This is a genomic window from Streptosporangium sp. NPDC020145, assembly GCF_040631275.1.
Lineage (GTDB): Bacteria > Actinomycetota > Actinomycetes > Streptosporangiales > Streptosporangiaceae > Streptosporangium.
The window spans coordinates 45,788-69,462 of record NZ_JBEXZT010000007.1; the positions used below are offsets into that span (position 1 = coordinate 45,788).

The 23,675-nt window shown below is 70.4% G+C and carries 23 protein-coding genes; 9 read left to right on the forward strand and 14 right to left on the reverse strand.

What is annotated here, in order from left to right; all coding sequences use genetic code 11:
- Positions 1 to 534 precede the first annotated feature (534 nt).
- Positions 535 to 1,335 (reverse strand): helix-turn-helix transcriptional regulator, encoded by an 801-nt coding sequence (locus ABZ463_RS15350; protein ID WP_362776463.1) that lies wholly within the window; start codon positions 1,333 to 1,335, stop codon positions 535 to 537.
- 493 nt (positions 1,336 to 1,828) lie between these two features.
- Here ABZ463_RS15350 and ABZ463_RS15355 point away from each other — a divergent pair, with 493 nt between their 5' ends.
- Positions 1,829 to 2,263, forward strand: a complete 435-nt coding sequence (locus ABZ463_RS15355) for a S26 family signal peptidase (RefSeq protein WP_362776465.1) — start codon at positions 1,829 to 1,831, stop codon at positions 2,261 to 2,263.
- 89 nt (positions 2,264 to 2,352) lie between these two features.
- On the opposite strand, the gene ABZ463_RS15360 is transcribed toward ABZ463_RS15355, so the two are convergent.
- Entirely contained in the window at positions 2,353 to 3,078 is a 726-nt protein-coding gene (locus ABZ463_RS15360; RefSeq protein WP_362776468.1) for an SDR family NAD(P)-dependent oxidoreductase, read from the reverse strand.
- Positions 3,079 to 3,183: 105 nt separating this feature from the next.
- Here ABZ463_RS15360 and ABZ463_RS15365 point away from each other — a divergent pair, with 105 nt between their 5' ends.
- Together ABZ463_RS15365 and ABZ463_RS15370 are read left to right on the forward strand one after the other, a co-directional pair.
- On the forward strand, positions 3,184 to 4,023 hold the full coding sequence (locus tag ABZ463_RS15365) for a LysR family transcriptional regulator (RefSeq protein ID WP_352016245.1): 840 nt from the start codon (positions 3,184 to 3,186) through the stop codon (positions 4,021 to 4,023).
- Between the two features lie 223 nt (positions 4,024 to 4,246).
- Positions 4,247 to 4,588 (forward strand): cupin domain-containing protein, encoded by a 342-nt coding sequence (locus tag ABZ463_RS15370; protein WP_352016246.1) that lies wholly within the window; start codon positions 4,247 to 4,249, stop codon positions 4,586 to 4,588.
- 112 nt (positions 4,589 to 4,700) lie between these two features.
- On the opposite strand, the gene ABZ463_RS15375 is transcribed toward ABZ463_RS15370, so the two are convergent.
- Positions 4,701 to 5,537 (reverse strand): NAD(P)H-binding protein, encoded by an 837-nt coding sequence (locus ABZ463_RS15375; RefSeq protein WP_362776471.1) that lies wholly within the window; start codon positions 5,535 to 5,537, stop codon positions 4,701 to 4,703.
- A gap of 481 nt (positions 5,538 to 6,018) precedes the next feature.
- Between ABZ463_RS15375 and ABZ463_RS15380 the strand changes: the two genes are divergently transcribed.
- Positions 6,019 to 6,660: a hypothetical protein gene (locus ABZ463_RS15380; RefSeq protein ID WP_362776473.1), complete on the forward strand. Its 642-nt coding sequence runs from the start codon at positions 6,019 to 6,021 to the stop codon at positions 6,658 to 6,660.
- Positions 6,661 to 6,673: 13 nt separating this feature from the next.
- Here the strand turns inward: ABZ463_RS15380 and ABZ463_RS15385 are convergent, their stop codons facing one another.
- The 9 genes from ABZ463_RS15385 to ABZ463_RS15425 form a co-directional block, all read right to left on the reverse strand.
- Positions 6,674 to 9,457, reverse strand: coding sequence for a CDP-glycerol glycerophosphotransferase family protein (locus tag ABZ463_RS15385; protein WP_362776475.1), 2,784 nt, complete (start codon positions 9,455 to 9,457; stop codon positions 6,674 to 6,676).
- Positions 9,458 to 9,638: 181 nt separating this feature from the next.
- Complete coding sequence (locus tag ABZ463_RS15390) at positions 9,639 to 9,959, reverse strand: MGMT family protein (protein WP_362776477.1); 321 nt, start codon at positions 9,957 to 9,959, stop codon at positions 9,639 to 9,641.
- The gene (locus ABZ463_RS15395; protein ID WP_352016251.1) at positions 9,947 to 10,327 is read right to left on the reverse strand and encodes a hypothetical protein; all 381 of its coding nucleotides are present in this window, start codon (positions 10,325 to 10,327) and stop codon (positions 9,947 to 9,949) included. Before ABZ463_RS15395 ends, ABZ463_RS15390 begins: the two co-directional genes overlap by 13 nt.
- Before the next feature lie 122 nt (positions 10,328 to 10,449).
- Entirely contained in the window at positions 10,450 to 11,628 is a 1,179-nt protein-coding gene (locus tag ABZ463_RS15400; protein ID WP_362776480.1) for a S8 family serine peptidase, read from the reverse strand.
- Complete coding sequence (locus tag ABZ463_RS15405; protein ID WP_362776482.1) at positions 11,622 to 12,665, reverse strand: hypothetical protein; 1,044 nt, start codon at positions 12,663 to 12,665, stop codon at positions 11,622 to 11,624. Before ABZ463_RS15405 ends, ABZ463_RS15400 begins: the two co-directional genes overlap by 7 nt.
- 83 nt (positions 12,666 to 12,748) lie before the next feature.
- Positions 12,749 to 13,969: a S8 family serine peptidase gene (locus tag ABZ463_RS15410; protein ID WP_352016254.1), complete on the reverse strand. Its 1,221-nt coding sequence runs from the start codon at positions 13,967 to 13,969 to the stop codon at positions 12,749 to 12,751.
- On the reverse strand, positions 13,957 to 14,700 hold the full coding sequence (locus ABZ463_RS15415; protein WP_352016255.1) for a hypothetical protein: 744 nt from the start codon (positions 14,698 to 14,700) through the stop codon (positions 13,957 to 13,959). The genes ABZ463_RS15410 and ABZ463_RS15415 overlap by 13 nt, the downstream gene beginning before the upstream one ends.
- Before the next feature lie 136 nt (positions 14,701 to 14,836).
- On the reverse strand, positions 14,837 to 16,018 hold the full coding sequence (gene moeZ, locus ABZ463_RS15420) for an adenylyltransferase/sulfurtransferase MoeZ (RefSeq protein ID WP_352016256.1): 1,182 nt from the start codon (positions 16,016 to 16,018) through the stop codon (positions 14,837 to 14,839).
- 80 nt (positions 16,019 to 16,098) lie between these two features.
- Positions 16,099 to 17,022 carry an alpha/beta hydrolase gene (locus ABZ463_RS15425; protein ID WP_362776485.1) on the reverse strand — a complete coding sequence of 308 codons (924 nt, stop codon included), beginning with the start codon at positions 17,020 to 17,022 and terminating at the stop codon, positions 16,099 to 16,101.
- 291 nt (positions 17,023 to 17,313) lie between these two features.
- Between ABZ463_RS15425 and ABZ463_RS15430 the strand changes: the two genes are divergently transcribed.
- A complete protein-coding gene (locus tag ABZ463_RS15430; protein WP_352016258.1) occupies positions 17,314 to 17,676 on the forward strand; it encodes a hypothetical protein in 363 nt (120 codons plus the stop codon).
- Positions 17,677 to 18,000: 324 nt separating this feature from the next.
- Here ABZ463_RS15430 and ABZ463_RS15435 read toward each other — a convergent pair whose 3' ends face one another.
- Positions 18,001 to 18,843 carry a Ku protein gene (locus tag ABZ463_RS15435; protein ID WP_362776487.1) on the reverse strand — a complete coding sequence of 281 codons (843 nt, stop codon included), beginning with the start codon at positions 18,841 to 18,843 and terminating at the stop codon, positions 18,001 to 18,003.
- Between the two features lie 204 nt (positions 18,844 to 19,047).
- Here ABZ463_RS15435 and ABZ463_RS15440 point away from each other — a divergent pair, with 204 nt between their 5' ends.
- The 3 genes from ABZ463_RS15440 (at position 19,048) to ABZ463_RS15450 (ending at position 20,282) form a co-directional block, all read left to right on the forward strand.
- Entirely contained in the window at positions 19,048 to 19,275 is a 228-nt protein-coding gene (locus ABZ463_RS15440) for a hypothetical protein (RefSeq protein WP_352016260.1), read from the forward strand.
- Positions 19,276 to 19,334: 59 nt separating this feature from the next.
- Positions 19,335 to 19,961, forward strand: coding sequence for a TetR/AcrR family transcriptional regulator (locus tag ABZ463_RS15445; RefSeq protein WP_352016261.1), 627 nt, complete (start codon positions 19,335 to 19,337; stop codon positions 19,959 to 19,961).
- A gap of 90 nt (positions 19,962 to 20,051) precedes the next feature.
- Complete coding sequence (locus tag ABZ463_RS15450; RefSeq protein WP_184718831.1) at positions 20,052 to 20,282, forward strand: DUF3107 domain-containing protein; 231 nt, start codon at positions 20,052 to 20,054, stop codon at positions 20,280 to 20,282.
- 479 nt (positions 20,283 to 20,761) lie between these two features.
- Here ABZ463_RS15450 and ABZ463_RS15455 read toward each other — a convergent pair whose 3' ends face one another.
- Positions 20,762 to 21,412, reverse strand: coding sequence for a ferritin-like fold-containing protein (locus tag ABZ463_RS15455; RefSeq protein ID WP_352016262.1), 651 nt, complete (start codon positions 21,410 to 21,412; stop codon positions 20,762 to 20,764).
- Between the two features lie 364 nt (positions 21,413 to 21,776).
- Here ABZ463_RS15455 and ABZ463_RS15460 point away from each other — a divergent pair, with 364 nt between their 5' ends.
- Entirely contained in the window at positions 21,777 to 23,591 is a 1,815-nt protein-coding gene (locus ABZ463_RS15460) for a DEAD/DEAH box helicase (RefSeq protein ID WP_362776490.1), read from the forward strand.
- Positions 23,592 to 23,675: the final 84 nt, after the last annotated feature.

A 23,675-nucleotide genomic window follows, 5' to 3' on the forward strand; every position in this document is an offset into this window, starting at 1 on the left:
GGGCAACAGCCCTCCCGGCACCCACACGACGCACCAACCGCCAGCCCTGACCACTCACAACTCGTCATTCCACCAGATCCCGGACGATGATCGTGCCGACTCCGCCCCTCCGGCCCCTCTTGTAGGACGCCGAAGCGGACCGGGTCACGAGGAGTTCGACCTGGCCATCACCCCCGGCGGACGCCAGACCTCCTGGCCTGTGCCCCCCGGTCCTGCTCCTTCATCCCGGCCTCACGCCGGTGACCGGCCTTCTCCCACAAGGCACCGACCGGGACGGTCGGCGTCCGACCTCGGAAGGAGCCGGTCCCACCGAGAGGGCATGGGGTGGTCGCTCTCCGAGCGGCTCGCCGTACGGCCTTTTTGCATGGGTCCGCCGACATGTGGCCGGCGTTACCGATCAGGCGTCCGGTTCCAGGGTTGTGACAGTCAGGAAGTGCCGGGTGTGGAAGAGGCCGCCACCAGTGGATCGCGAGTCTCGACGTCCACACCCGCCGCGGCTCACCCTGTCCTGCCCGACGCGTTCGACGATCGCTGCTACCCGCTCAGCGCCTCGCGCAAGACGGAGGGGGCTTCACCGAGGTGCTTGCGGACGGTTCGGGTCAGGTGGGCGTGGTCGGCGAAGCCATAGCGGGCGGCGAGATCCGCGAGGCAGTCGCCACCGGCGGTCAGATCGTTGAGGACGGCGCGGACGCGTAGGTCGTTCCGGTAGCCGGTGATGGTGCGGCCGGTGACGGTATGGAAGATCTTGCTCAGGTGCTTGGGGGACGCGCCGACCATTCGGGCGAGATCTTCGAGGTTCGTCGTGAGATAACCGGCGTTGAGGGCTTCCTGGACGGCCAACGCCAGCCGACGATGCACCACGCGTGTGGCCATCGAAGTGCCGGCGGAGGCTTTCCACGCCGACCGGGACGGGGTCAGCGTGTCGAAGAGCCGGTAGAGCCGTTCCTCGGCTTCGAGGCGGTCGGTTCCCCGCAGAAGGGCTCTTAGCAGCTTCCGATGGCGAAGGTCGGCTTGCGCGCTGACATGGAGGGTCCAGTCGTGACGCAACGGGCCGCTGAAGCGATCGGCGAAGCTGCCCGGCTCGAAGAGGATCGCCGTGTACACCCAGTCCCGGCCCAGGGGCTCGGCGAACCTCTCCTCTGTGCCGGCGACATTGACGTATCCGGTGACGGGGTCGAGATAGGACGCCATGCCTTCGGCGTCGCGGACGAAGCCGCTGGCCTGGAAGAGGACGACTGCGTCCGTCTCGTCGGGCGAAAACCCTGACCACTCCGTGGGAGGACCGCCGTCGCCACGGGCGCGCTCGATTCTGATGCCGATGTCGGGCGCGTGCATCAAGTTGTCCCTGGACATGGCCGAAGCATTACACGTCATCGGGTAGGAGTAAACACCCATGTCAATGAATACCATTCGAAACAGTCAATGCATGGAGCCATTTCCGCATCCGGCGATTCCCTCCACGACGAAAAGACCTTCTATCGCAGATATCAAGAAAAGCCCTCGGCATTCGCCCCCGCAAATCAACCATGCTTTTCGGACCCGATGACCGTCCCGGCGGGCTCCGAGAAGCCGCGTACCGATGTTCAAGCGCGAGCGGGTTCGAGCGGAAAAGATGGTGGCACAGGGGCTCCAGCCGGGCGGCCCGAGCAGAAGGAAGGCCACGACATGGCGGTACACGTAGCCCTGGTCGTCTTCTGTGCGTCCACAGTCCCGAACGAGGCCGTCCATCCCATGAGCGGCCCGCACGCGCCGGGCGCGGTTTCGGCGACCGCCCCGGCGGGCGCGGCCACGCCGGCCTTTTCAGGCCCCGGATGTCACCGATCCAGGAATGAAGAGTGAGGCATTCGCGCCCCGCCCTCGATCAACGGATCCTCACAACGGAAGGGAAGAACATGTTCAGCCTCATCAAGTCGACGAACCCGACCCCGGGTCGAATGGTCGCGCCTCCGGTGACCGCGGTTGCGGCCAACTGCTGGTCGTAGGCGGAGCCTGGTCGGACCGGCTCAGACAGCAGTACAAGCGCGATCCGGAAGCAGCCACGGGACCCGGCTCCTGCGCGAACCGGCATCTCGCCCGTCCAAACCGTGAACGGTCGTGTTCCGCGCCTTTACCGGCGCAGCCGACCTCCACTTCCGAACGGACCGTACCCGATGGTCAGCTCGTCCTCCTGGGCGACGACCCGGACGGCGGCTTCGGCTCCCGCCACTTCGGGTTCGTCTCCGCGGAGCCGGTCATGGGAACCGTCGTGCGGTTCGAGGGCTGACCGGCGACGACGTTATCGGCTGGCCTCTCCTGTGGCGCGCGACGCGCGGCTGACGTCGAGAACGGGCATGGTTCGTGCTGGTGTGGCTGTTACCAGGGCACCGTTCCGGCGTCGTCGAAGAATCCGCCGGTCGGGCCGTTGTCGGGCAGGGTCGCGAGGCGAACCGCGATGGCCGCGCCCTGTTGTGGTGTGCGGACGCCCTGGAAGCCGGTGAGGTCGGTGGCGGTCAGGCCGGGGCAGGCGGAGTTGATCAGGATGTTGGTTTCGCTCAGCTCCTTGACGTACTGGATGGTGAGGGCGTTGAGGAAGGTCTTGGACGCCAGGTAGGCGGTGGGCACCGGGCCCATGTCGATACCGGGGGTGGTGTGCAGGGTGAGCGAGCCGACGCTGCTGGACATGTTGACGATCCGCGGTGACGCCGAGTCGCGCAGCATCGGCAGCATCGCGTTGGTGACCCGGATGACCCCGATCACGTTGGTCTCCACGACGGCTCGCACCGTCGCGGGATCGACCGTGGTGGGTGTCTGCGGCACGCCGCCGGTGATCGCGGCGTTGTTGACCAGGACATCGAGCCCTCCGGCATGGTCGGCGATCAGCTCGGCCGCCGCGACCGCACTTGCGTCGTCGGTCACGTCGAGCGGCACACCGAACGCGTCGACCCCGGCCGCGCGCAGCTTCCCGACCGCCGTGTCTCGGCGTCGCCGATCCCTCGCGCCCACACCGATTCGCCAGCCAAGCGCGCCCAGGCCGGCGGCGATCTCGTATCCGATTCCCTTGTTCGCGCCGGTCACCAGCGCGATCGTCCGTTCGCTCATACCGCCGATCATGTTGCGGGCTCGGGTGGGGCGTCCAAGACCGGTCAGGTGGACGGCGATACCGCACGGGTATCGGTCGTGGTCGGCGCTGGATACGATGAGCGGGTGGAGACGCGGGAGTTGCGATACTTCGTCGCCGTCGCCGAGGAGTTGCACTTCGGGCGGGCGGCACAACGGCTCGCGATGGCGCAACCACCACTGTCACGGGCGATCCAGCAGCTGGAACGACGGCTCGGAGTCGTTCTGCTGCACCGCACCCCTCGCGCCATCTCCTTGACAGAGGCCGGGTCGGTGCTGCTGCGGGAGGCCCGGACCGCGCTCGACGCGGTCGAAGCCGCCGAGCGGCGAACCCGCCGTGCCACGGGCGACCAGCCGGGTGTGGTGCTGGCCGCCAAGGCCGGAGCGTCCAGGGAACTGTTGTCGAAGCTTCTGGACGCCTACGCCGCCGAACCGGGCTCCGCGGCGGTCGAGGTGATGCTGTGCGGGCCGGGCGAGCCGGAAGGTCTGCTGCGCACCGGGCGTGCCGACGTCGCTCTGCTCCACCGGCCTTACGACACGACGGCCGGATTCGACACCGAGGATCTGCACGCCGAACAGCAGATCGTGGTCCTGCCCAAGGGTCATCCCCTCGCCGACCGGGCGTATCTGTCGTTGGCCGAGGTCAACGCCCAGACGGACCTGCCCCTGCCGCGCTGGCCTGAACGGGATGGCAGCCATCCGGACGGCCCCGGCCCGCAGGTGCGCGACCATACCCAGCTGTTCCAACTGATCGCGCTCGGACTGGCCTGCGCCGTCGTACCCGAGTCGCTCCGAGACCGGCTACGCGACGACCACGCCATCGTGCCGGTGCCGGACGCGCCGACCGTCACGACCGTCATCGCCTGGCCACCGCACAGCAGATCCAAAGCCGTCGCCGACCTCGTCCGCACCGCGACACGCCTCTAGCCGACGTCCGCCGCACGATCCGGGGTTCTCCCGCCGGTCACAGCGGCATCGCCTTCCGGTCGGCGACCGGCGGCAAGAACCGCTCATGCCGGATCGACGACGTTCAGCCGTGACCGCCGACGACGACAAGGCACCTGCCCGAAGACCGCCCGTGAGCATCGTGGGATGGAGCCCTTTTGGGCACTTTTCTCACCTGGGAACGGCCCTCGGTAGGGTCGTCGGCATGCGAATCATCAAGGGTGCGGGTGAGTGGGCGCAGCCGGCCGGTGGGTCCGCCAACGACTGGGTCGAGCAGCTCAAGGTGCCTGATCTGTCCGTCGGGACGTACTGCATCCCGGCGGGCGGGGTCGACACCCAGAGCCCGCACACCGAGGACGAGATCTACGTGGTGACCTCGGGCCGGGCCAGGATCGTGACGCCGGACGGCGAGGCGGAGGTCGGCCCCGGCGCCGTGATCTTCGTCCCGGCGGGCGAGGAACACCGCTTCGTCGACATCACCGAGGACCTGGCCCTACTGGTCGTCTTCGGCCCGGCCTACGGCTCACGCGCGGTTCCCCAGTCCTGACGACCGGCTCGCGCGAGGTGGCCGATCGGTTGTGCGAGCGTGCGGGATTCGACGGCCGGGTGCCGGACGGCCCTCAGGAGTGATTCCGAAGGTCCGCCCGGCCGCGGGAGGGTTACTCGACGAATTCGGCGATGTGGTCCCGGATCCAGGTGGTGAACGGGCGGGCCGGGTGGCCGGTGACCCGTTCGACGGTGTCGCTGAGCGGAGTCGGGCGGCCGTCGTTGGCGTGCCAGTAGTCGAGCAGGGCGTCGGCGTAGGACGCGGGGATGTAGGCCGCCACTTCCCGCCTCCATTCCTCGGAGGTGACGTGGTTGACGGTGATCGGGCGGCCGACGGCCTCGGAGAGCCGGTCGATCTGCTCGCTGAAGGTGAGGGTCCGCGGGCCGGTCAGGTGGAGGTTTCCGCCCTGGTGGTGGGGGTCGGTGAGCACGGTGAAGGCCACCTCGGCGATGTCCCGTTCGTGGATGGGGTCGGTGTAGGAGCCCGGGTAGGGCAGGTTCACCGGCTGCCCCGCCTTGATCGCCCACGCCCAGGCGCTCGCGTTGCCCGCGAAGGAGCCGGGGCGCAGGAGCGTGGTGGTCAGCGGCGAGTTCAGCAGGGCGGTCTCGACGTCGAGATGGGAGGCGGCCAGCGGGTTGTCGGCCGCGCCGGGGTCGAGGACGCTGGCTGAGGACAGCAGCGCCACGTGCTTGACGCCCGCCGTGGTGACGGCGCCGACGAACTCGTCGATGTGTGACGCCTCGGCGTACAGGAAGACCGCGCTGACACCGTGGAGGGCGGCAGGGAAGGTGGCCGGGTCGCCGAGGTCGCAGGTGACGGTCGCGACGCCGTCGGGGACGTGGAGCTCGCCGGGAACGCGGGAGGCGACGCGTACGGGGTGGCCTGCCTGGTGCAGCAGGGCGGTCAGCTGGGTGGCGACCGCGCCGCGGCCTCCGGTGACGAGAATCATGAAAGTGTTCCTTCGGATGGTGTGGTCAGGGTTCGGGCCGGTGGAGAGACACCGGCCCAGCGTCAGAAGGGCCTGCGAGGCTCGGTGGCGGCGGGCCCCGCGCCGGAGCGGACATGGGCCGAGGCACGGATCGAGACGGCGCCGTCGAAGAGCGGGGTCGTCCTCAGGCCCGCCGGCGATCGTCGGGGAGCCGGACTCCTTCAGGATGGTGAAGGAGGGCCACGAGCAGGAGGACCGCGCGTACGCGCGAGGGGAAGGTTGCGGGCATGGCTGAGCACGCTCTCCACTGAGAGATCCAGACAGCCTTGCTGAGGCTGCCGTGCCGGCCGGATGTCCCGACGCGCTCACCGAGGAGCGCTGCACCTTACGAGCGGGAACGTACCACAAATCACGACATCCACGATCACCGGTACGCCTCAAGGGGCCCGGGAGTAGCCTCTGCCGAGGCTGTGAACGACCCGTAAGGCGGTGGAGGGACGAGATGGGCGCGGACGATCGGATCGAGCGGGCCGGGGCGTTGTACGAGCGGGCGGTCTTCGGGGGTGACGCCGACGCCGTGGCGGCGGCCGATCGGGAGTTGGACGCGGTCGAGGCCGATCTCTCCCTCGCCCGGGGGCGGGTCGCGCACGCGCGGTTCCTGGCCGACGGGCGCCGGGAGGCGTACGAACCAGGTCTGTTCGAACGCGCCGCCGAGCTCTACCGGAGCCTCGGGGACGTACGCGGCGAGGCGGAGGCCCTGTTCTGGATCGGGTGTTTCCACCAGGTCGTACGGAACGACGACACCGCCGCGGTTCCCGTGCTGGAACAGTCCCACCGGCGGGCGGTGCGTGCCGGTGACGCCCTGACCGCGTCCTACTCCCTCCGGCACCTGGGTATCGCCGAGCACCGGGCGGGCCGGCTGGGAGCGGCAAGGGAGCGTCTGGAGGAGTCGACGCGGCTCCGCCGTGAGGCCGGGTTCCTTCCGGGTGTCGCCGCCAACCTGGTCGGGCTCGCCTATGTCACGGCCGGGGAGGGTCGCCGCGACGAGGCGCTGAGGCTTCTCGACGAGGCGGGTTCCATCGCCGGGTCGTCCCGGGCCGACGGCGTGCTGCGTCAGGTCCAGGAGGCGCGGTCCCGCCTGTGACCTGGGACGAGGGTCAGGTGAAGATGTGGTCCACGAGGCGGGGGGTGGCCTTGCCGTCGTCTCGGGGGGTGTAGGTGTTGCGGAAGTGTTCGTAGCGTTCGGCGTGGGCGGCGGCCACGGTGTCGATGGTCCTGAGGGCCTCGATGACGTCGGCGCCGTTGGTCAGCAGCGGTCCCGGGGCCTCGGCGGCGAGGTCGAGGTACAGGCCGCGCTTGGTCGAGTAGCGCTGCAGGTCGTAGGTGAAGAAGAGCATGGGCCTGCCGGTGGCCGCGAAGTCGAACATGACGGACGAGTAGTCAGTGATCAACACATCCGCCACCAGCAATAAGTCCGTTATATCCGGATAAGCGGTGACATCGCGGCCAAGCCCTTCGGGGATGTTGGGCGCCGCCTGCATCGAGTGCGCCCTGATCAGGAACTCGTGTCCCGGGCCGAGCGCCTTGTGCGCCCGCGCCAGGTCCAGCTTGAGCGAGGAGTTCTTGCGGTCGTAGTCGCGGAAGGTCGGCGCGTACAGCACCACCCTGACCCCGTCGGCGACGCCGAGCCTGCGGCGCACCCGGGCGGCCAGTTCGTCCCGCTCGGGCGAGGAGAGCACGTCGTTGCGGGGATAGCCGCACTCCAGGACCTCCCCGTGGTAGCCGAACGCCTTGCGCAGGATCGGGGTCGCCCAGGGGCTCTGCGAGACCAGCAGGTCCCAGCCGCGCACCTCGGCGGCCTGCCTGTGCCAGGCGGCGGGCTTCGGGTCACGGGACATGTGGGGCAGGTCGTTGCCCAGGCGCTTGAGCGGGCTGCCGTGCCAGGTCTGCACGACCATCTGGTCGTCGCGGGCCCGGAACCAGGGCGGCAGGAAACCGTTGGTGACGACGTACCGGGAGCGTGCCAGCACGGCGTAGTGCTCCCGGCTGCCCGCCCTGACCACCGTCGGCCGGATGCCCGAGCCGAACCCCAGCTCCGCCGAACCGGGCGGGGTGAAGGCGCCGTCCTTGACGATCCAGACGTGCGCGCGGTCGTCGCCGCGCCGTACGCGCTCCTCGTAGATGGCGCGGACGTTGCCCTCGTACTGGCGACCGTCGTAGGCGACGTAGACGGTGGCCTCGTCCAGCTCACGACGCCGCTGGTCGGGATAGAAGGAGCGCTGCAGGGCGTACAGGCCCCCGGCGCCCTTCTCGTCGTCGGGGATGTCCTCGGCGACGATCAGCACGGGCACGTCGAACCTGGTGGACAACAGGCGGTAGGCCCTGCCGTCGCGGACCCTCGGCTCCTCGTCGAGGGTGTCCAGCGCGGCGTGGTCCACGCGGAGGGGGACGACCTCACCCGAGGGGTCGCGGGTGGTCATGCTCCAGCTTCCGCTCCCCATCGCCACGGCCTCGCCGAACTTCGGCATGGCCGAGGGCGTCAGCCGTACGGCGAAGCGGTCGTCGGCGCGCTCCATCGGCACGGTGTGGACCGTCCCGCCACGGTGCCTGAGCGTCAGCTCGGCGGTCCCCGAACCGGGGTAGGAGCCCTCGATGGTGAGCGTGCCCTCCTCGTCCCAGGTGGCGGAGGAGATGACGGGGCGGATGCGGTGCGCGGCGACGCTGACGCGGTCGCGCCGGTCGCGCAGCACGGTGATCTCCCGGTCGCCGACGACCAGTCGGCTCTCCCTGGCCTGGCCGATCATGACGGGTGCGGCGGGGTCGCCCTTCGGCTCGATCCAGAGCCTGCCGCCGTCGCGCTCCTGCAGCAGCGAGGGTACGGCCAGCGGCACGACGACCTGGGTACCCCCCTCGACGGGGGTGAACTCGGCGGACATCCGGTGGCCGTCGAGCCGGGCCTGTCCCCTGGTGTGCTCCCCGCCGGGCAGGAAGACCGTCAGTTCGAGGCGGTCGCCGTCGAGGCGGATTCCGGTCAGCTCGGCCCTGGTCGGCTGCAGGGCGATCTGCAGCGCGCGGTCGGAGGTCCAGACAGGACGGATCCACCAGCCGCCGGGGAGCTCGAACCCGGCCGGACGCTCGGTGCGGCCGTTCGAGGGGCCGCGGAGCAGGCCGGTGGCTCGGGCGCCACGGCTCCAGATGGCGATCTCGGCCCGCCAGGTGGTGGTGTCGGGCACGGTCTCCCTGCGGCGCAGGGTCCGCCTGACGCCGTTCACCAGGGAGCGCAGGGCGCCGCGCCAGCGCAGCGGCCAGGCGGGCATCTCGGCGACGAAGCCGGACCAGTCGTAGTTGCAGCCGGGCTCGCGGGCCCCGTGGGTGGCCTCGGGGCGCAGGACCCTGCGGGTGCGCAGCCGTACGGGAGGCAGCCAGCGGGGGCCGCGCAGCACGACGAAGGCCCGGTTGAAGCGGGGGCTGCGGACGGAGAGCCCGGCGAGGTAGGCGTGCCCGGTGACGCGCAGCCGCCCGCCGGTCCAGGAGACGTCCTCGATGTGCGTCATCGGGATCAGGTCGGCCGCGCGCAGCCGGTACATGGCCTCGGGCAGCTCGTCCTGCAGGGGCAGGTTGGCGTACCAGCGCAGGCGTCTGCGGACCCGCCGGGAGGGCTCGGCCGCCGCGGTGGTGAGGCTCTGCAGCGCGTCGCCCTCGGCGAGGTCGTCGATCGTACGGTGCTCGACGAGGTGGAAGGCGAGCCTCCTGGCGACCGGGAGGTCACGCTTGACCTTGGGATCGACACCCGTGATGTAGGGCTTGAAGAGCGTGACGAACTCACGGCGGCGGGCGGCGCCGCGTTTGACCGCGAGATCCAGGCGGCTGCCGAGCGGACCGGAGAGGACTCCGGCGTCGAAGCGGCGGCGTTGCGCGGGTGTCAGTCCCTCGGCTGTCACGGCCGAGAGGATCGATTCGAGCGGTTCTCCCCGGTCACAGAGATCTTGGACAACCCGAAGACGGTCGGCGACGGAGTCGCCACCTGTTCGGGCGGGCGTGACGCCTGTGGCCATGAAGGGGGCACCGCCTTTCGGACAGAGCGCTGTCCTAGGCAATGTTAGTGGGCCACGAAGAAGCCGGTTACGTCGTGATTTCTGGTAGACCGTCCCAGCGTGCGAAACGCATGTCGGCGCGCTCGCCCCGCATGGGTGTGCCCTCCTCGCGCCACCTGGCCAGGCAGCGCGCCTCGTGCCCGGGAGCCGGGGCCCCGTCGGCGTGCACGACACGCCACCACGGCACGCCGCCGCCCCAGGTGGACATCACCCTGCCGACCTGACGGGGACCGCCCTCGCCGAGGTATTCGGCGATGTCGCCGTAGGCCATCACCCTGCCGGCGGGGATGCGCTCGACCAGGTCGAGCACGCGCTCGGCGTAGGGGGTCGGGTGGCCTACTGACTCCATACGGAGGGTCCGGCCGCGAGAATCTCGTCGATCTTCCCGAACTCGTAGGCCGTCGAGCCGTTCAGCTGCTCGACGAGGCCGTCACGGATCGCGTACTGCTCGCCGTCCTCACCGACCAGGCGGGCGCCGAGCAGCGCGGAGACCCTGGCGAGCTGAGCCACCTGCCAGTCGGAGCCCGGCGCGCCCGAGAGCTTGCCGTCCCAGACGGCCACCGCGTGGACCCCGTCGCCGTGGCGGGCCAGGACCTCACCCTTCTCCTGCGAACCGCGGAACTCGAACCCCGCTCGCCCCAGCACGTTCGCGAGCTCCGCGAAGGCGAGAGGCGCCGGGCGCTCCACGCGCAACTCGTACCCCATGATGCGCGACATTAGCGAATGTTCGACGTTCGCCGGACCGTGAGAAGCCGCATGGAGCCGTCCGCGTCCGAACGGTGTCCAAAAAGACTTCGAACCGAATCAAAGCCCGTCCCATATATGACGTTATATGGCATTTATCCGGAACGCCGGGTGAGTGTCACCACGGTCCAGCAGAACGCGAGCAGGCCGACGGCCAGGCCGGTGCCGTACACCCAGAGCCTGAGGGCGTCGGGGCCGGGCCTGGCGGGCTCCTCGGTCGGGAGGCCCGCCCCGAAGTGACGCTCCCCCTCGTCGGGTGGCGTGCCCGCCGAGGCGCGCAGCAACTCCCCCGCCCTGACCAGGGCGGCGCCCGCGTCGACCACACCGAAACCGACATGGTCGTCGTATCCGGCGATCGGCGCGGAGGTGGCGGTCGAACTCAACGCTCGCGCCACCAAATAAGGCGGGATATCTGGATATTTCGCTTTTATCAGTGCGGCGACTCCGGCGACCAGCGCCGCCGCCGAACTGGTCCCGTCCGAGGGGCGGTACCCCCCGCCGGGAACGACCACGGGCACCTCGACGCCCGGCGCGGAGACCAGGACCGACAGGTTGTCGCTGCTGAACCCGGCGGGCTCGCTCCGCTCGTTCACCGCGCCCACGCCGATGACCCCGGAGTAGCCCGCGGGGAAGCTCCAGAAGGAGGTGTCCTTCTTGACGGCGTAGGGGGTCTCCCCGTCGTTGCCGGCCGCCGCGACCAGCACGACCCCCTTCGCCAGGGCGTAGGAGACGGCCTCACGCTCGCTCTTCTGCGGGCCGTACGCCCCCAGGGACATGCTGATGACCTTGGCGCCGTGGTCGGCCGCGTAGCGGATGGCGCGGGCGACCGGGCTGTTCGTCCCGGTGCGCTGGTCCTGCTCGGGGAGCGGGGGGGCGCTCTGCTCGCTGTCACGCAGGATCAGCGGCAGGGACAGGACGCGCGCCTCGGGGGCGATCCCCAGCAGGCCGCCCTCGCCCCGGCCTCCCCCCGCGATGAGCGAGGCCATCGCGGTGCCGTGCCAGACCTCCTTCGCGTCGTCCCCGACCGGCCCGGCCGAACCCATCTCGGGCCCGACGGTCACCCTGCCGCGCAGCTCCGGGACCTGGGCGTCCACGTCGCTGTCGACCAGCGCGACGGTCACCCCGGCCCCCTTGGTGATCTTCCACGCCTGCTCGACGTTCATCTTCTCCAGCACCCAGCGCTGGTCCCGGCGCACGTCGTCGGCGACCGCCGGGGCGCAGACCCCCAGACAGAGCGTGATCAGGGCTCCCGCGGCCCCCAGCCGCCTCAGCACACGTTCCCCTGGGTGCACTGGGGTACGGCGCTCGGCTCGTCTCCCAGGGCACGGGCGATGCGTCCCGCGATGGACTGGGCGGTCGGCCACAGCTCGCTGTGCAGGATCTCCTCGGGCGGAACGGCCTCACGCGTACGGCCGTCGGCGTATCCGGCCGTGGAGAGGACGACGTACGGCCCGGCCGCGATCCAGGAGTTGTGCTGGCGCTGCGCGGCGCCGAACAGCTCGCCCGCCGTACCGGGGAAGGCGACGGGGCGCACCCCGACCCGGTCGTCCACGGGCAGCTGCCCGGTCGCGGCGATCCGGCGCTCCTCACTGCCGAGTACGGCCACGCCGACCGTGACCACGAAGGTCGAGGTCTGGTCCACGTAGGTCGCCCGCAGCAGGGTCAGGCAGCCGTGCTCGGAGAGCACCGAGCCGACCGGGGCGTCAAGGCCCGCTCCGCAGGAGGTCTCCGGGGCCAGCCCGATCCGTCTGGCGTACTGCTGCGCGCGGCCGAGGGCGACGTACTGCAGCTCGGTGGGGAAGATCAGGTCGGCCGACCAGGTGTGCCAGCGGGCCGCGATGTCCTCCTGGATGTAGCGGGCCTGCTCGGCGGGGGTCAGCGGGCGGGCCCTGGTCTCGCGGAGGACGCCGACCGCGCCCGCGAGCACGTCGCTCACGGCGATGGCCAGGATGACGCCCATCAGGATCAGGAAGATCACCCGCAGGCGCATGCCCTCTTCGAGGCTCGCCGCCTCGACGCGCTCAAGCGCGGGACGGCGGTGCCAGCCGTTCTCCCGGCGCCCCGCGGCGGGCCAGGTCCGGACCCTGGCACGTCGCGGCGCGCCGGGGGCTCCGGAAGCGCCGCCTTCGGTGCTCCTGCGGGGACGGGAGCCCCGGGGCACCCGGGAACCGCTCGGAGGCCAGCCCGTGGCACGGCCCCCGGCGCGCCCACCGGTGTGTCCACCGGCGGACGGAGCCTGGGAGCCGCCCGTGTGCGGTCCCGAGGCCTCCAGATGCCGTTCAGGCTCCTGGGACCGCCCGGGCTTCGACATAGTTCGATGCTACGTCGCGCGCCCCCGCCGCCCTATCGCCGGAGTGTGTTTGGCGGGTCGCACCCTGCCGTCCCCGGCACCCCTCAGGGCGGCGCGGGAGCCGTACGGGCCCGGCGGACGGCGAATCCGGCCGTCACCAGGCAGGCGGTCGCGCAGAGCGCGGCGGCCGCGGCGACCCCGCCGTTGAGGGCAATCCCGCGCCGGTCACGCCGGATCACCTGGACCGGCCCGGCCGCCGCGCCCATCGGCAGGGCGGGATCGTGGACGCCGTCCCCGCCCGCGGTCAGGGTGTGGCGGGAGATCCTTGCGGCCTCGGCCAGCGCGCGGGGGGCGTTGACCACGCCGAAGCCCATGCCGGTGTCGTAGCCTCCGCTGGGCCGCCTGGTCGCCCCCTTGGTCAGGGCCTGCGCGACCAACGCGGGCGACATTTTCGGATATTTCGCTTTTATCAGGGCGGCGACTCCGGAGACCAACGCGGTCGCCTGGGAGGTTCCCCGGCCGATCCAGTATTCGTTGCCCGGTCCCGCGCCGAGGATGTCCACCCCGGGCGCCGCCACCACGACCGAGGGGTTCCAGTTGGAGAAGGAGGCCCGGCGCAACCTGCGGTCGGCCGCCGCGACCGAGACCACCCCGGGGAAGGCCGCCGGATAGGAGTAGGGGGCGTAGCCGGTCGCCTCCGGCCTGCCCGCCCCCTCGTTGCCCGCCGCGGCGACGAGCACGACCCCCCTGGAGATCGCGTAGCGGACCGCCGCCCGCTCCTCCCTGGTCGCCAGTTCCTTCGAGATCGACATGTTGATCACGTCGGCGCCGTGGTCGACGGCGTACCTGATGCCCTTGGCCACCACGTTCTCGAACCGCTCGGCGGTGTTGAAGGTGCGAAAGCCCGGCTCCTCGTCCTCCAGGATCACCCGCACGGACAGGATCCTCGCCTTGGGCGCGACGCCGATCACCCCGCTGCCCCCGCCGGGACCATGCCCGTGCCCGGCGATGAGCGAGGCCATGTAGGTGCCGTGCAGCCGTGAGGGGGCCACTCCCCGTGGGTTGGCGCCCACGGTGAAGTCCCTGCCCTCGGTGACGGAACCCGCCAGGTCGCGGTGGACGGGATCGACCCCCGAGTCCAGCACCGCGACCAGCGCGCCCGCCCCCTTGGAGACGCGCCAGGCGTCGGCCAGGTCCAGGGTCCGCAGCACCTGCCGCTGGTTGCCCCGCACCTCGTCGGCCCACCCGGCCGGTACGGCGGGCACCAGCCAGAGCCCGGTCAGCGCGAGCGCCACAACCGCCCGCCGTACCCTCAGCACCGCCACCGTCCAGCAGACTCGGAGCCGCAGTCGGGGCGTTCCGGCGTCGCGAGCCCGGCGAGGATCCGGTCGGCGATGTCCCCGGTGAAGGCGAAGATCGTCGGCCGCTGCTCCCCCACGGCCTTGCCCGGCCTGCCGTCCACCTGGCCGACCGTGGTCATCACCACGTACGGCCCCGCCTGCCGTACCAGGCCGCGCTGCCTGCCGACGGCGGTGAAGCGGTCGGTGACCGTACCGGGGAAGCCGAGGGCCAGCAGGCCCGGGGAGGGGCGGCCGGTCCTGGGCAGCGCGGCCTTGGCCCTCGCCGCCTCCCGCTCCCCCGCGAACGCCACGACGCCGACGGTGACGACGACCCCCTGGAGCGCGTCGATGTAGGTGGCGCGCAGCACCCCCCGGCATCCCGTACGACGCAGCGCCTCACGCAGCCCGGGGTCGACGGCCCGGTCACAGCGGGTCTCCGGGGAGATGCCCACCCGGTGCGCCTGCTCCCTGCCGCCCTGTTCGGCGGCGTAACCGACGGTCTCGGGGAAGATCCGCCCGGCGGGCCAGGCCCGCCAGCGGCCCGCGGTCTCGGCGGCGACGGCGCGGTCGAGCTCCGCCCTGGAGGGGCCCCTGGTCAGCTCGGTCACCGCGGCGCCCGCCGTGACCGCCGCCACGGCCGCGCAGGCCAGCGCCAGCGTGGACGCCATGATCAGCGTCATCCACGCGCGCCTGCGCTGACCTGGGACTTCGTTCACATTCTCGACCTTAAACCGGCCTCTAGGGATCTCACCCGCTCTATCCCCAAATAACGGACGCCTCATGACAACGGATGTCCGTGACAACACACGCCCCACGGAGCGAGGCTCCGCGGGGCGTGAGGTACGGCCGTGACTAGTAGGTCGGCAGGCTGGGGTCCACGGACTTGATCCAGCTCAGCACACCACCGCCGACGTGGACGGCGTCGGAGAAACCGGCGTTCTTGACGATCGCCAGCACCTCGGCCGAACGCGCGCCGGACTTGCAGTGCAGCACGATGCGCTTGTCCTGCGGAAGCCGCTCCAGCGCGGAGCCGTTGGTGAACTCACCCTTGGGGATGAGCACGGCGCCGGGGATGGAGACGATCTCGTACTCGTTCGGCTCGCGGACGTCGATCACGTAGATGTTCTCGTCCGCGTCCTGCATGGCCTTGAGGTCGGTCGCGGTGATCGTGGAGCCGGAGGCCGCGTCCTGGGCCTCCTGGGAGACCGCGCCGCAGAACGCCTCGTAGTCGTCCAGAAGCTGGGTGACCGTCGGGTTCTTGCCGCAGAGCACGCACTCGGGGTCCTTGCGGACCTTGACCGAGCGGTAGGTCATCTCCAGGGCGTCGTAGATCATCAGTCGGCCGACCAGGGGCTCGCCGATGCCCGCGAGGAGCTTGATGGCCTCGTTGACCTGGATGGAGCCGATCGAGGCGCACAGCACGCCGAGCACGCCGCCCTCGGCGCACGAGGGCACCATGCCGGGGGGCGGGGGCTCGGGGTAGAGGCAGCGGTAGCAGGGACCGTGCTCGGCCCAGAACACGCTGGCCTGCCCGTCGAAGCGGTAGATCGAGCCCCAGACGTACGGCTTGCCGAGCAGGACGGCCGCGTCGTTCACCATGTAGCGGGTGGCGAAGTTGTCGGTGCCGTCCACGATCAGGTCGTAGCCGGAGAAGATCTCCATGATGTTGTCGGTGGTCAGCGCCACGTTGTGGACGATCACGTCGATCAGGGGGTTGATCTCCCTGACGCTGGCCGCGGCGCTCTCGGCCTTCAGCCTGCCGATGTCGGACTGGCCGTGGATGACCTGGCGCTGGAGGTTGGACTCGTCGACGACGTCGAAGTCGACGACGCCGAGGGTGCCCACGCCCGCGGCGGCGAGGTACAGCAGAGTGGGAGATCCCAGGCCGCCCGCGCCCACACAGAGCACCTTGGCGTTCTTCAGGCGCTTCTGCCCTGCCATACCCACGTCGGGGATGATCAGATGGCGCGAGTAGCGACGCACCTCATCGACGGTCAGCTCGGCTGCCGGCTCTACCAAGGGTGGCAACGACACAGTTCTACTCCCGTTTCAGGGGGTTTTGACGACACGGCTGGCACAGCACGCACCATTCACAACCTAACCGGATGCTCCTGTCATTCCCCAATCGGGACAGGTATGGACTCGGAGATGAGCCTGCGGGCCTCACGGGCGACCCTGCCGGGCACCTCCATCTGCGCCACGTGTCCGGCGTCGGGCAGCAGCACCAGCCTGACGTGCGGGAAGGCCCGGCCCGCGCGGACGGCCATGCGAGGGTGCACCAGCCGGTCGCGCCTGCCGTGGATGACCAGCGTGGGCGCGGCCACCAGGGCCGCCTGACGCCACAGGTTCTCCTCACCCCGCCTGAAGTACTCGGCGACGATCCCCCTGGCGTAGCCCGTCAGGACACCCGCCGAGTACGGCAGGCCGTCCCTGCGCCGCAGTTCCTCGGCCGCCTCCTTCAGCCGGTCGGGGTGGAGCCGACCGAAGTCGGCGTAGCACATGGACATCGTCATCGTGATCCTGCGCTCCGCGGGCAGCATGCGCATCCGGCCCACGGCCCACTCCCCGACCTTCGGCACGCTCGACAGGGCCACGCGTGCCGGGCCGTACCGGGGCAGCAGGTCGGGCAGGGCCGGGGAGACGAGGGTGAGCGAGCGGACCAGGTCGGGCCTGGTCGCGGCGACGCGCACCGAGACCGCCCCGCCGAGGGAGTTGCCGAACAGGTGGACCGGGGTGTCGGAGACGCGCTCGATCAGCGCGACGACGGCCCGGGCGTGGGCGGCGACGGAGTAGTCGCCGCCCGGCGGCTCCGGTGAGTGCCCGGCGCCGGGCAGGTCCAGCGCGTATCCCCTGACCACGTCGGACAACTCGCCCATCAGGTCGGTCCAGTTGGTCGCCGAGCCCGCCAGGCCGTGCACGTAGACGGCGCTCTCCTTGGGCCCCGGCGGGGTCGAGCGCACGTGGACACGTCCGTCCCATCCGTTCTCCGCCAGGTCGACCAGCTCTCCGGGCCAGCTCGGAATCGGCTCGCTTCCCACGACTTCCCCCCTCGTTCGCCTTCCGTTTCGACGATAGCTCCCCGCCGTACAGCGTGGGCACAAAAGCGACATTAAAGACTTATCGCATCAAAACAATTAATAAGAGTCCAACGCCGTCAATAGAGAGATAAGGAGACAGTAAAAGCCACCGATCGCCGTTTGGTAGGCGAGATGCACGGAAATACAAGACTGCGAAGGATGACCGATTAACAGTCATCCGGGGCATTTTCCGACCAGTGTGGAAAATGCCCAAAGAGTGGGGGCAACCGATCCTTTCAAGGGGGAAACGAAATGCCCAAGTTCAAGAGCATTCTCACGGGACTCGCGCTCAGCACCGCCCTGTCGGGCGGGCTCGTCGCGATGAGTGCCGCGACCTCGACCGCCGAGGCCTCCGTGGTTCCGGCCTTCCAGACCAGCGTCGGCTTCACCACCGGCGGCTGCGGATGGGGCTGGGGCCGTCGCTGGGGTGGCTGGGGCCACCGCGGCTGGGGCTGCGGCTGGAGGCGTCACCACCACCGTAGGCTCGTCATCATCAACACCAACAACGTCGGCGCCGGCGGTGGCGGCGGCGGTGGCGGTGGCGCTGCCCGTAACTTCAACGACAACGACAACGAGCGGGGTCGCCGTGGTGGCCTCGAAGAGGCCGCGCGTTAGTCCGTAGCGGACCCACGGCGGCAGACCGTCAGTCCGGCGCGCCCGGCGTGAACGTGACACGAGGCCGAGTCACGTGACCGGGCGCGACCGGCGCCGGCGGTCGCCGCGAAACTCCCGCCCACCGGCGAATGGGTACGATTCCCGCTTTCTCCTCCGAATACGCGAGGAAAAGGATACGGGCGTCCGGGAGTGAACCAATCGATTCGCCTTTCAGATAGACGCGAAGCACGGTTCTTCGTGGAGACCGGCGAGGGCCCCGGGGATTCTCGAATCTCCGGGGTCCTCATCGCGCCCGCCTTTCCGCCGGGCGTTCTCACGCGAGGCTCACGCCGTACCCCGTGTCTCCTCACCGGACGCCGCAGGGCGCCTCCGCCCGCCTTCCCCGGGGGCGGGACGCCTCCGCTTGGCGGCCTCGACACTGGCCCGCAGCGCGGCCATCAGGTCGGCCGTCGGGCCCGGCCCCGGCGGCGGGCCCACGGAGACGACCTCCCTGCCCGCGACCTTCGCCTCGATGACCTCCTGCAGCGCCCTGCGGTAGGCGTCGTGGTGGCGCGAGGGGTCGAAGTCGGCCGTCATGCTCTCGACCAGCGACTCGGCCATCCGCAGCTCCTGCGGCCTGACCTCGGGCTCCTCCTCCAGGAAGGCGAAGTCGGCCGGGCGCACCTCGTCGGGCCAGAGCATGGTCTCCAGCACCAGGACCCCCTCCCTGACCCGCAGCGTCGCGAGCGACTCACGCTGCCGCAGCGCGACCTTCGCGATCCCCACCCGCCCCGAGCGTCCCAGCGCCTCCCGCAACAGGACGTACGGCCCGGCGGCCCCCTCGTCCGGCTCCAGGTAGTAGGCCCTGCCGAGCAGGACCGGGTCGATCTGCTCCGCCGGGGCGAACTGCAGGACCTCGATCCGATGCGCCGTGGACAACGGCAGGTCCTCGAAGTCCTCCCCCTCCAGCACGACCACCTCACCGGTCGGCAGTTCGTAGCCCTTGGCCACCTCGGCGTAGGGGACCTCCTGCTCGCAGGCCTCGCAGAACCTGCGGAGCCTGATCCGGCCCGCGTCCTCCCGGTGCACCAGGTTGAAGGTGACGTTCCGCTGTTCGGTCGCGGCGTACATCCTGACCGGGATCGTCACCAGACCGAACGAGACCGCGCCGTTCCAGATGCTCCGCATGGCGTCTCCCTGGATAGGGGCTTTCCCCAAGTCTCGCACGCGTGTTCGGAGACGTCACAGGACGAGGGCGAACACCCGCTCACGAGACCGGGCACATCCGAGGCCGTACGCTGACGATGTCCGGCCATGTCCGGTATTCCCCAGAGAACGGGGAAGGTGTCCACCGAGGAATCCGGAGAGCCAGGGAGAGCAACGGGAGGGCAGATGTCAGAGATGGACGTTCACGGCGAAGGCGCGCAGGACGAGCCGCAGGAGCCTTTCAGCGAGGAACTCGACATCGAGGCGCCCGAGGCGGACGCCGTGGAACAGCAGCGTCCGGCACGCGAGGAGGACTCCCCGACCTGGCCCGACCACATCCCCCAGGAGGCCGACACGGCGGACACCACGGAGCAGAGCCGTGCTGTTGATCTTGATGAGGACGATTATCGCTGACGTGGATTACCCGCGCGTAGGATGAGCGAGACAGCATGAGACCCCGCGAGGAGACCGCCGTGACGACTACCCCGGACGCCAAGCCCCGGGGCACCCGGCTGCCCCGGCTGGCCCGCCGCCGCCAGTTGCTGAACGCGGCCCAGGAGGTCTTCGTCGAGAACGGCTACCACGCGGCGGCGATGGACGAGATCGCCGAGCGCGCCGGGGTGAGCAAACCGGTTCTCTACCAGCACTTCCCCGGCAAGCAGGAGCTCTATCTGGCCCTGCTCGACCTGCACGTCGACGACATGATCGCCCGCTGCCGCGACGCCCTGGCCTCGACCACGGACAACAAGCAGCGCGTCCAGGCCGCGATCGGCGCCTTCTTCGACTTCGTCTCCGGCCAGGGTGAGGCCTTCCGGCTGGTCTTCGAGTCCGACCTGCGCAACATCGCCCCCGTCCGCCAGCGCATGGAGCGCAACCTCCGCGAGAGCGCCGAGATGATCAGCCAGGTCATCCAGGAGGACACCGGCTGCTCAAGCGACGAGGCCCGCCTGCTCGGCGTCGGCCTGGTCGGCATGGCCGAGGTCAGCGCGCGCTACTGGATCAGCAGCACCGGCTCCATCCCGAAGGACGCCGCGACCCAGCTCATCGCCCGCCTGGCCTGGCGCGGCATCTCCGGTTTCCCGAGGACCGCCGACCACTGATCCGGCTGTTCGCTTGACGCGATCAGCCCGCATGTCGTGCCTCCGATGGGGCGACCATGGGACGAGCAACCCTCGTCGAAAGGGAGCAACATGGAAATCAAGATCGGCGTGCGCTCGGTGCACCGCGAACTCGTGGTCGAGACGGACCTGACGGCCGAGCAGGTCGAGGAGGAGCTCGGCAAGGCGCTCGCCGCCGACCGCGGGATCTTCTCCCTCACCGACAGCAAAGGTCGCAGGGTCCTCGTCCCCATCACCTCACTCGGTTTCGTCGAGATCGGCGAGGAGGAGGCACGCCCCGTCGGCTTCGGCGGCACCCTCTGACAGACCCGGTACGGCTCGCGCCAGGCCGTGACGCCGGTCGTGAGACCGGCGCACCGGTCCTGGCGCGACCCGTCACCGAGCCCTGGGCGATTCCGGCGCCGGCGGAGACGAGACGTCCCGCACCGGCGTCGGCGGACGCCTCAGTGCGGTCTCAGCACTCCCCGGGGCACTCTCCCCTCTCTCCGAGTCCGCACCCGCGCGGACGGCGGGCCCTTCTTGCGGAATGGCCCTCCGAAGGGGCCGCCGGACAGTCGGCGCCTCCCCTTCGCAGCACCGGACGTGACGTCCAGGGGTTCGGTCCACATCTCGTTAGGAAACTGCCATAGCGGCGCGAGGCCCTCATGTCTCGCACGGTACAACCGTTTGGCGCCTCGACGCGTGGTCTCGCCGGGCGCCTTTTCCTCCCGCACCCCACATCTGGCCCGGCGTTCCGCCCGATGGCGCTTTCGCCCGGCGCCGCCCCCGACGCCGGGAGACGCTCACGGACCGGGGGTCAGGCCGAGGGCGGCCATCCGCCCGCCGTGCGCCTCGGTCAGCCTGCCGAACATCCGGGTGATGTCCTCCCCGGCCGCCTCGACCAGCAACGCCGCCAGCTCGGGGCGCGCGGCCACCACGTGCTGTCCCTGGCTCAGGGCCTCACCGACCAGCCGCCTGGCCCACAGGGCGAGCCGCCCCGCCTGCCTGTGGTCCTGCCTGATCGCCGCACCGACACGGTCCACCGCGAACTGGGAACGACCCTCGTCGACGAGCACCTCCTCGACCAGTTCCCGCGTCTTTTCGTCGACGTGGGCGGCGGCCTCCCGGTAGAAGTCGAGCGCGATCCCCGTGCCGACATAGGCCTTGACCAGCGCCTCAAGCCAGTCGGAGGGCGTGGTCTGGGCATGCCAGTCGTCCAGGGGCCGCACGAAGGGCTCCATCGCCTCCTCCGGATCGACCCCGAGCGAGGCTATCCGGTCACGCAGAAGACGGAAATGGGCGTACTCGGTCGCGGCGAGGTCGCTGAGCGCGGCCCGGTCGGTCAGTGTCGGGGCGTGTCTCGCGGCGTCCTCGGCGAGCCTGAGGAACGCGGTCAACTCGGCGTAGGCGAGCACTCCGAGCAGGTCGGGGACGCCAGGAGGGGAATCACTCATGCAGGAAGCCTATGAGTTGCGGCGCCTGCCCTTTCAGCTGGAATACGAAGAAATCGGCTGCACGTTGTGGTATCGAGTACACTACTGTGTGAAAGTGCGACCGCCCTGTGTTAATCCAGGAGACCTGCTCCTGGACGCCCCCAAGTCGGCATGACGCCGCAGCGGTCGCTGATGACATTGAGAGGGCTAGCCCTTCCGCGAGGACACGGCACGGGGAACCTTTGCGCCCGTGGTCCCGGCAGGACTGCCTTCAACGGAGATTAGGCAGGCCAAGCTGACGACGTTCCGAGACCTCGGAGTCACACCAGAGATCGCTGACGCCCTTGAGACCGAGGGCATCACCGCACCGTTCCCGATCCAGGAAATGGCCCTTCCCCTGGCCCTGACCGGCCAGGACATCATCGGCCAGGCCCGCACGGGTACCGGCAAGACCTACGCCTTCGGCGTGGCGATGCTGCAACGTGTCGGCAAGCCGAGGAAGAACCGAAAGAAGCCGCGCGGGCTGATCGTCGTGCCCACCCGTGAGCTGGCCATCCAGGTCACCGAAGACCTGGTCACGGCCGCGGGCAAGCTCGGCTCCCGCATCCTCACCGTGTACGGCGGACGCGCCTACGAGCCCCAGATCGAGGCGCTCAAGCAGGGCGTCGACGTGATCGTCGGCACCCCGGGCCGCCTGCTCGACCTGGTCAAGCAGAAGCACCTCGACCTCGGCCAGATCGACGCGCTCGTCCTCGACGAGGCCGACCGCATGCTCGACCTGGGCTTCCTGCCCGACATCGAGCGCATCATCAAGCTCGTCCCGGCCAAGCGGCAGACGATGCTGTTCTCCGCGACGCTGCCCGGCGAGATCGTCGCGCTGTCACGGCGCTACCTCAACCGCCCGACGCACGTGCGCGCGGAGAACAACGACGCCGAGGCCGAGGCGACACCGCAGACCACCCAGTTCGTCTGGCGCGTGCACCGGATGGACAAGATCGAGATCCTGGGCCGCCTGCTCCAGTGCGAGGGCCGGGGTCTCACGATGATCTTCTGTGAGACCAAGCGCGCCTGCGACATGGTCGTCGAACAGCTCAAGGAGCGCGGGTTCGCCGCGGCGGCCGTACACGGCGACCTGGGCCAGGGCCAGCGCGAGCAGGCGCTGCGCGCCTTCAGGAACGGCAAGATCGACGTCCTGGTCGCGACCGACGTCGCGGCGCGGGGCATCGACGTCGACGACGTCACCCACGTCGTCAACTACGACTGCCCGCAGGACGAGAAGGCCTACGTGCACCGCATCGGCCGTACCGGCCGGGCGGGTAAGACCGGCGTCGCGGTGACCTTCGTCGAGTGGGAGGACCTCACCCGCTGGAAGGTCATCAACAACGCGCTCTCGCTCGACTTCGCCGAGCCCGTCGAGACCTACTCGACCTCACCGCACATCTTCACCGAGCTGGGCATCCCCGAGGGCACCAAGGGTGTGCTGCCGCACGCCAACCGCTCCAGGGCGGGCCTGGCGGCGGAAGAGGTCGAAGATCTCGGAGAGACGGGCCGGACCCGCTCACGCGGCCGCAGGGGCCGTGAGGAGGAGCGGGAGGAGCGCCGTGAGCGCCCCGCCCGCACCAGGGAGAGGCGCCGCACCCGCGGTGGCCGTACCGGCGCGGAGGCGGCCGAGTCCGCGGAGGCCCAGGAGTCCCGGCCTGCCGTCGCCGAGGCACAGCACGAGGAGTCCGGGCGCCGCCGCTCGCGGGGGGACCGTGTCTCCGAGGAGACCCAGGCGCCGCTCGCGGCGCGGAGGGTCGAGAGCCCGATCGTCGAACCCGCCGAGCTGGAGGTGGACGTGGATGTGACGCCCCGCAAGGACATCCGTGACGACCGGCCCGCCGAGACCGCGTCCCGCAGGGGCCGCAACCGGAGGGCAGGCCTGAACCCCGAGGTGAGTCTCACCGACGAGGGTCCCGGTGGGGAGGCCGCCGAGGCTCCGCTGTGGGACGACGAGCAGGACTGGGAGGACGAGGCGCCCGCGCCGCGCCCCCAGCCGGAGAAGATCATCCCGCCCAGCCCGTTCGCGGTGATCTTCCAGTCTCCCGACCTGGCCACCGACGACGACGAGATCGCGCCGTCCGCCGCCTCCGAGCGGGCGCAGAGCCGCCGCCGTCCGCAGGTCAGGGGCCAGCAGCGGGGTCCCCGCCGCCAGGGCTAGCCGTACCGGTGTGACGAGGGGCGCGACCGCGAGGTGGCGCCCCTTTGCCGCATCTCGGCACGTCCGGCCTCGGGGCGCGGAGAC

Bases quoted from the DNA above. Each gene is read 5' to 3' on its own strand.
- ABZ463_RS15350 (WP_362776463.1), bottom strand. From the start codon at position 1,335: ATGCACGCGCCCGACATCGGCATCAGAATCGAGCGCGCCCGTGGCGAC.
- ABZ463_RS15375 (WP_362776471.1), bottom strand. From the start codon at position 5,537: ATGATTCTCGTCACCGGAGGCCGCGGCGCGGTCGCCACCCAGCTGACC.
- ABZ463_RS15430 (WP_352016258.1), top strand. From the start codon at position 17,314: ATGCCCAAGTTCAAGAGCATTCTCACGGGACTCGCGCTCAGCACCGCC.
- ABZ463_RS15355 (WP_362776465.1), top strand. From the start codon at position 1,829: ATGAAGAGTGAGGCATTCGCGCCCCGCCCTCGATCAACGGATCCTCAC.
- ABZ463_RS15395 (WP_352016251.1), bottom strand. From the start codon at position 10,327: ATGTCGCGCATCATGGGGTACGAGTTGCGCGTGGAGCGCCCGGCGCCT.
- ABZ463_RS15435 (WP_362776487.1), bottom strand. From the start codon at position 18,843: ATGCGGAGCATCTGGAACGGCGCGGTCTCGTTCGGTCTGGTGACGATC.
- ABZ463_RS15380 (WP_362776473.1), top strand. From the start codon at position 6,019: ATGGGCGCGGACGATCGGATCGAGCGGGCCGGGGCGTTGTACGAGCGG.
- ABZ463_RS15360 (WP_362776468.1), bottom strand. From the start codon at position 3,078: ATGAGCGAACGGACGATCGCGCTGGTGACCGGCGCGAACAAGGGAATC.
- ABZ463_RS15440 (WP_352016260.1), top strand. From the start codon at position 19,048: ATGTCAGAGATGGACGTTCACGGCGAAGGCGCGCAGGACGAGCCGCAG.
- ABZ463_RS15460 (WP_362776490.1), top strand. From the start codon at position 21,777: ATGGCCCTTCCCCTGGCCCTGACCGGCCAGGACATCATCGGCCAGGCC.
- ABZ463_RS15450 (WP_184718831.1), top strand. From the start codon at position 20,052: ATGGAAATCAAGATCGGCGTGCGCTCGGTGCACCGCGAACTCGTGGTC.
- ABZ463_RS15370 (WP_352016246.1), top strand. From the start codon at position 4,247: ATGCGAATCATCAAGGGTGCGGGTGAGTGGGCGCAGCCGGCCGGTGGG.
- ABZ463_RS15455 (WP_352016262.1), bottom strand. From the start codon at position 21,412: ATGAGTGATTCCCCTCCTGGCGTCCCCGACCTGCTCGGAGTGCTCGCC.
- ABZ463_RS15390 (WP_362776477.1), bottom strand. From the start codon at position 9,959: ATGGAGTCAGTAGGCCACCCGACCCCCTACGCCGAGCGCGTGCTCGAC.
- ABZ463_RS15405 (WP_362776482.1), bottom strand. From the start codon at position 12,665: ATGTCGAAGCCCGGGCGGTCCCAGGAGCCTGAACGGCATCTGGAGGCC.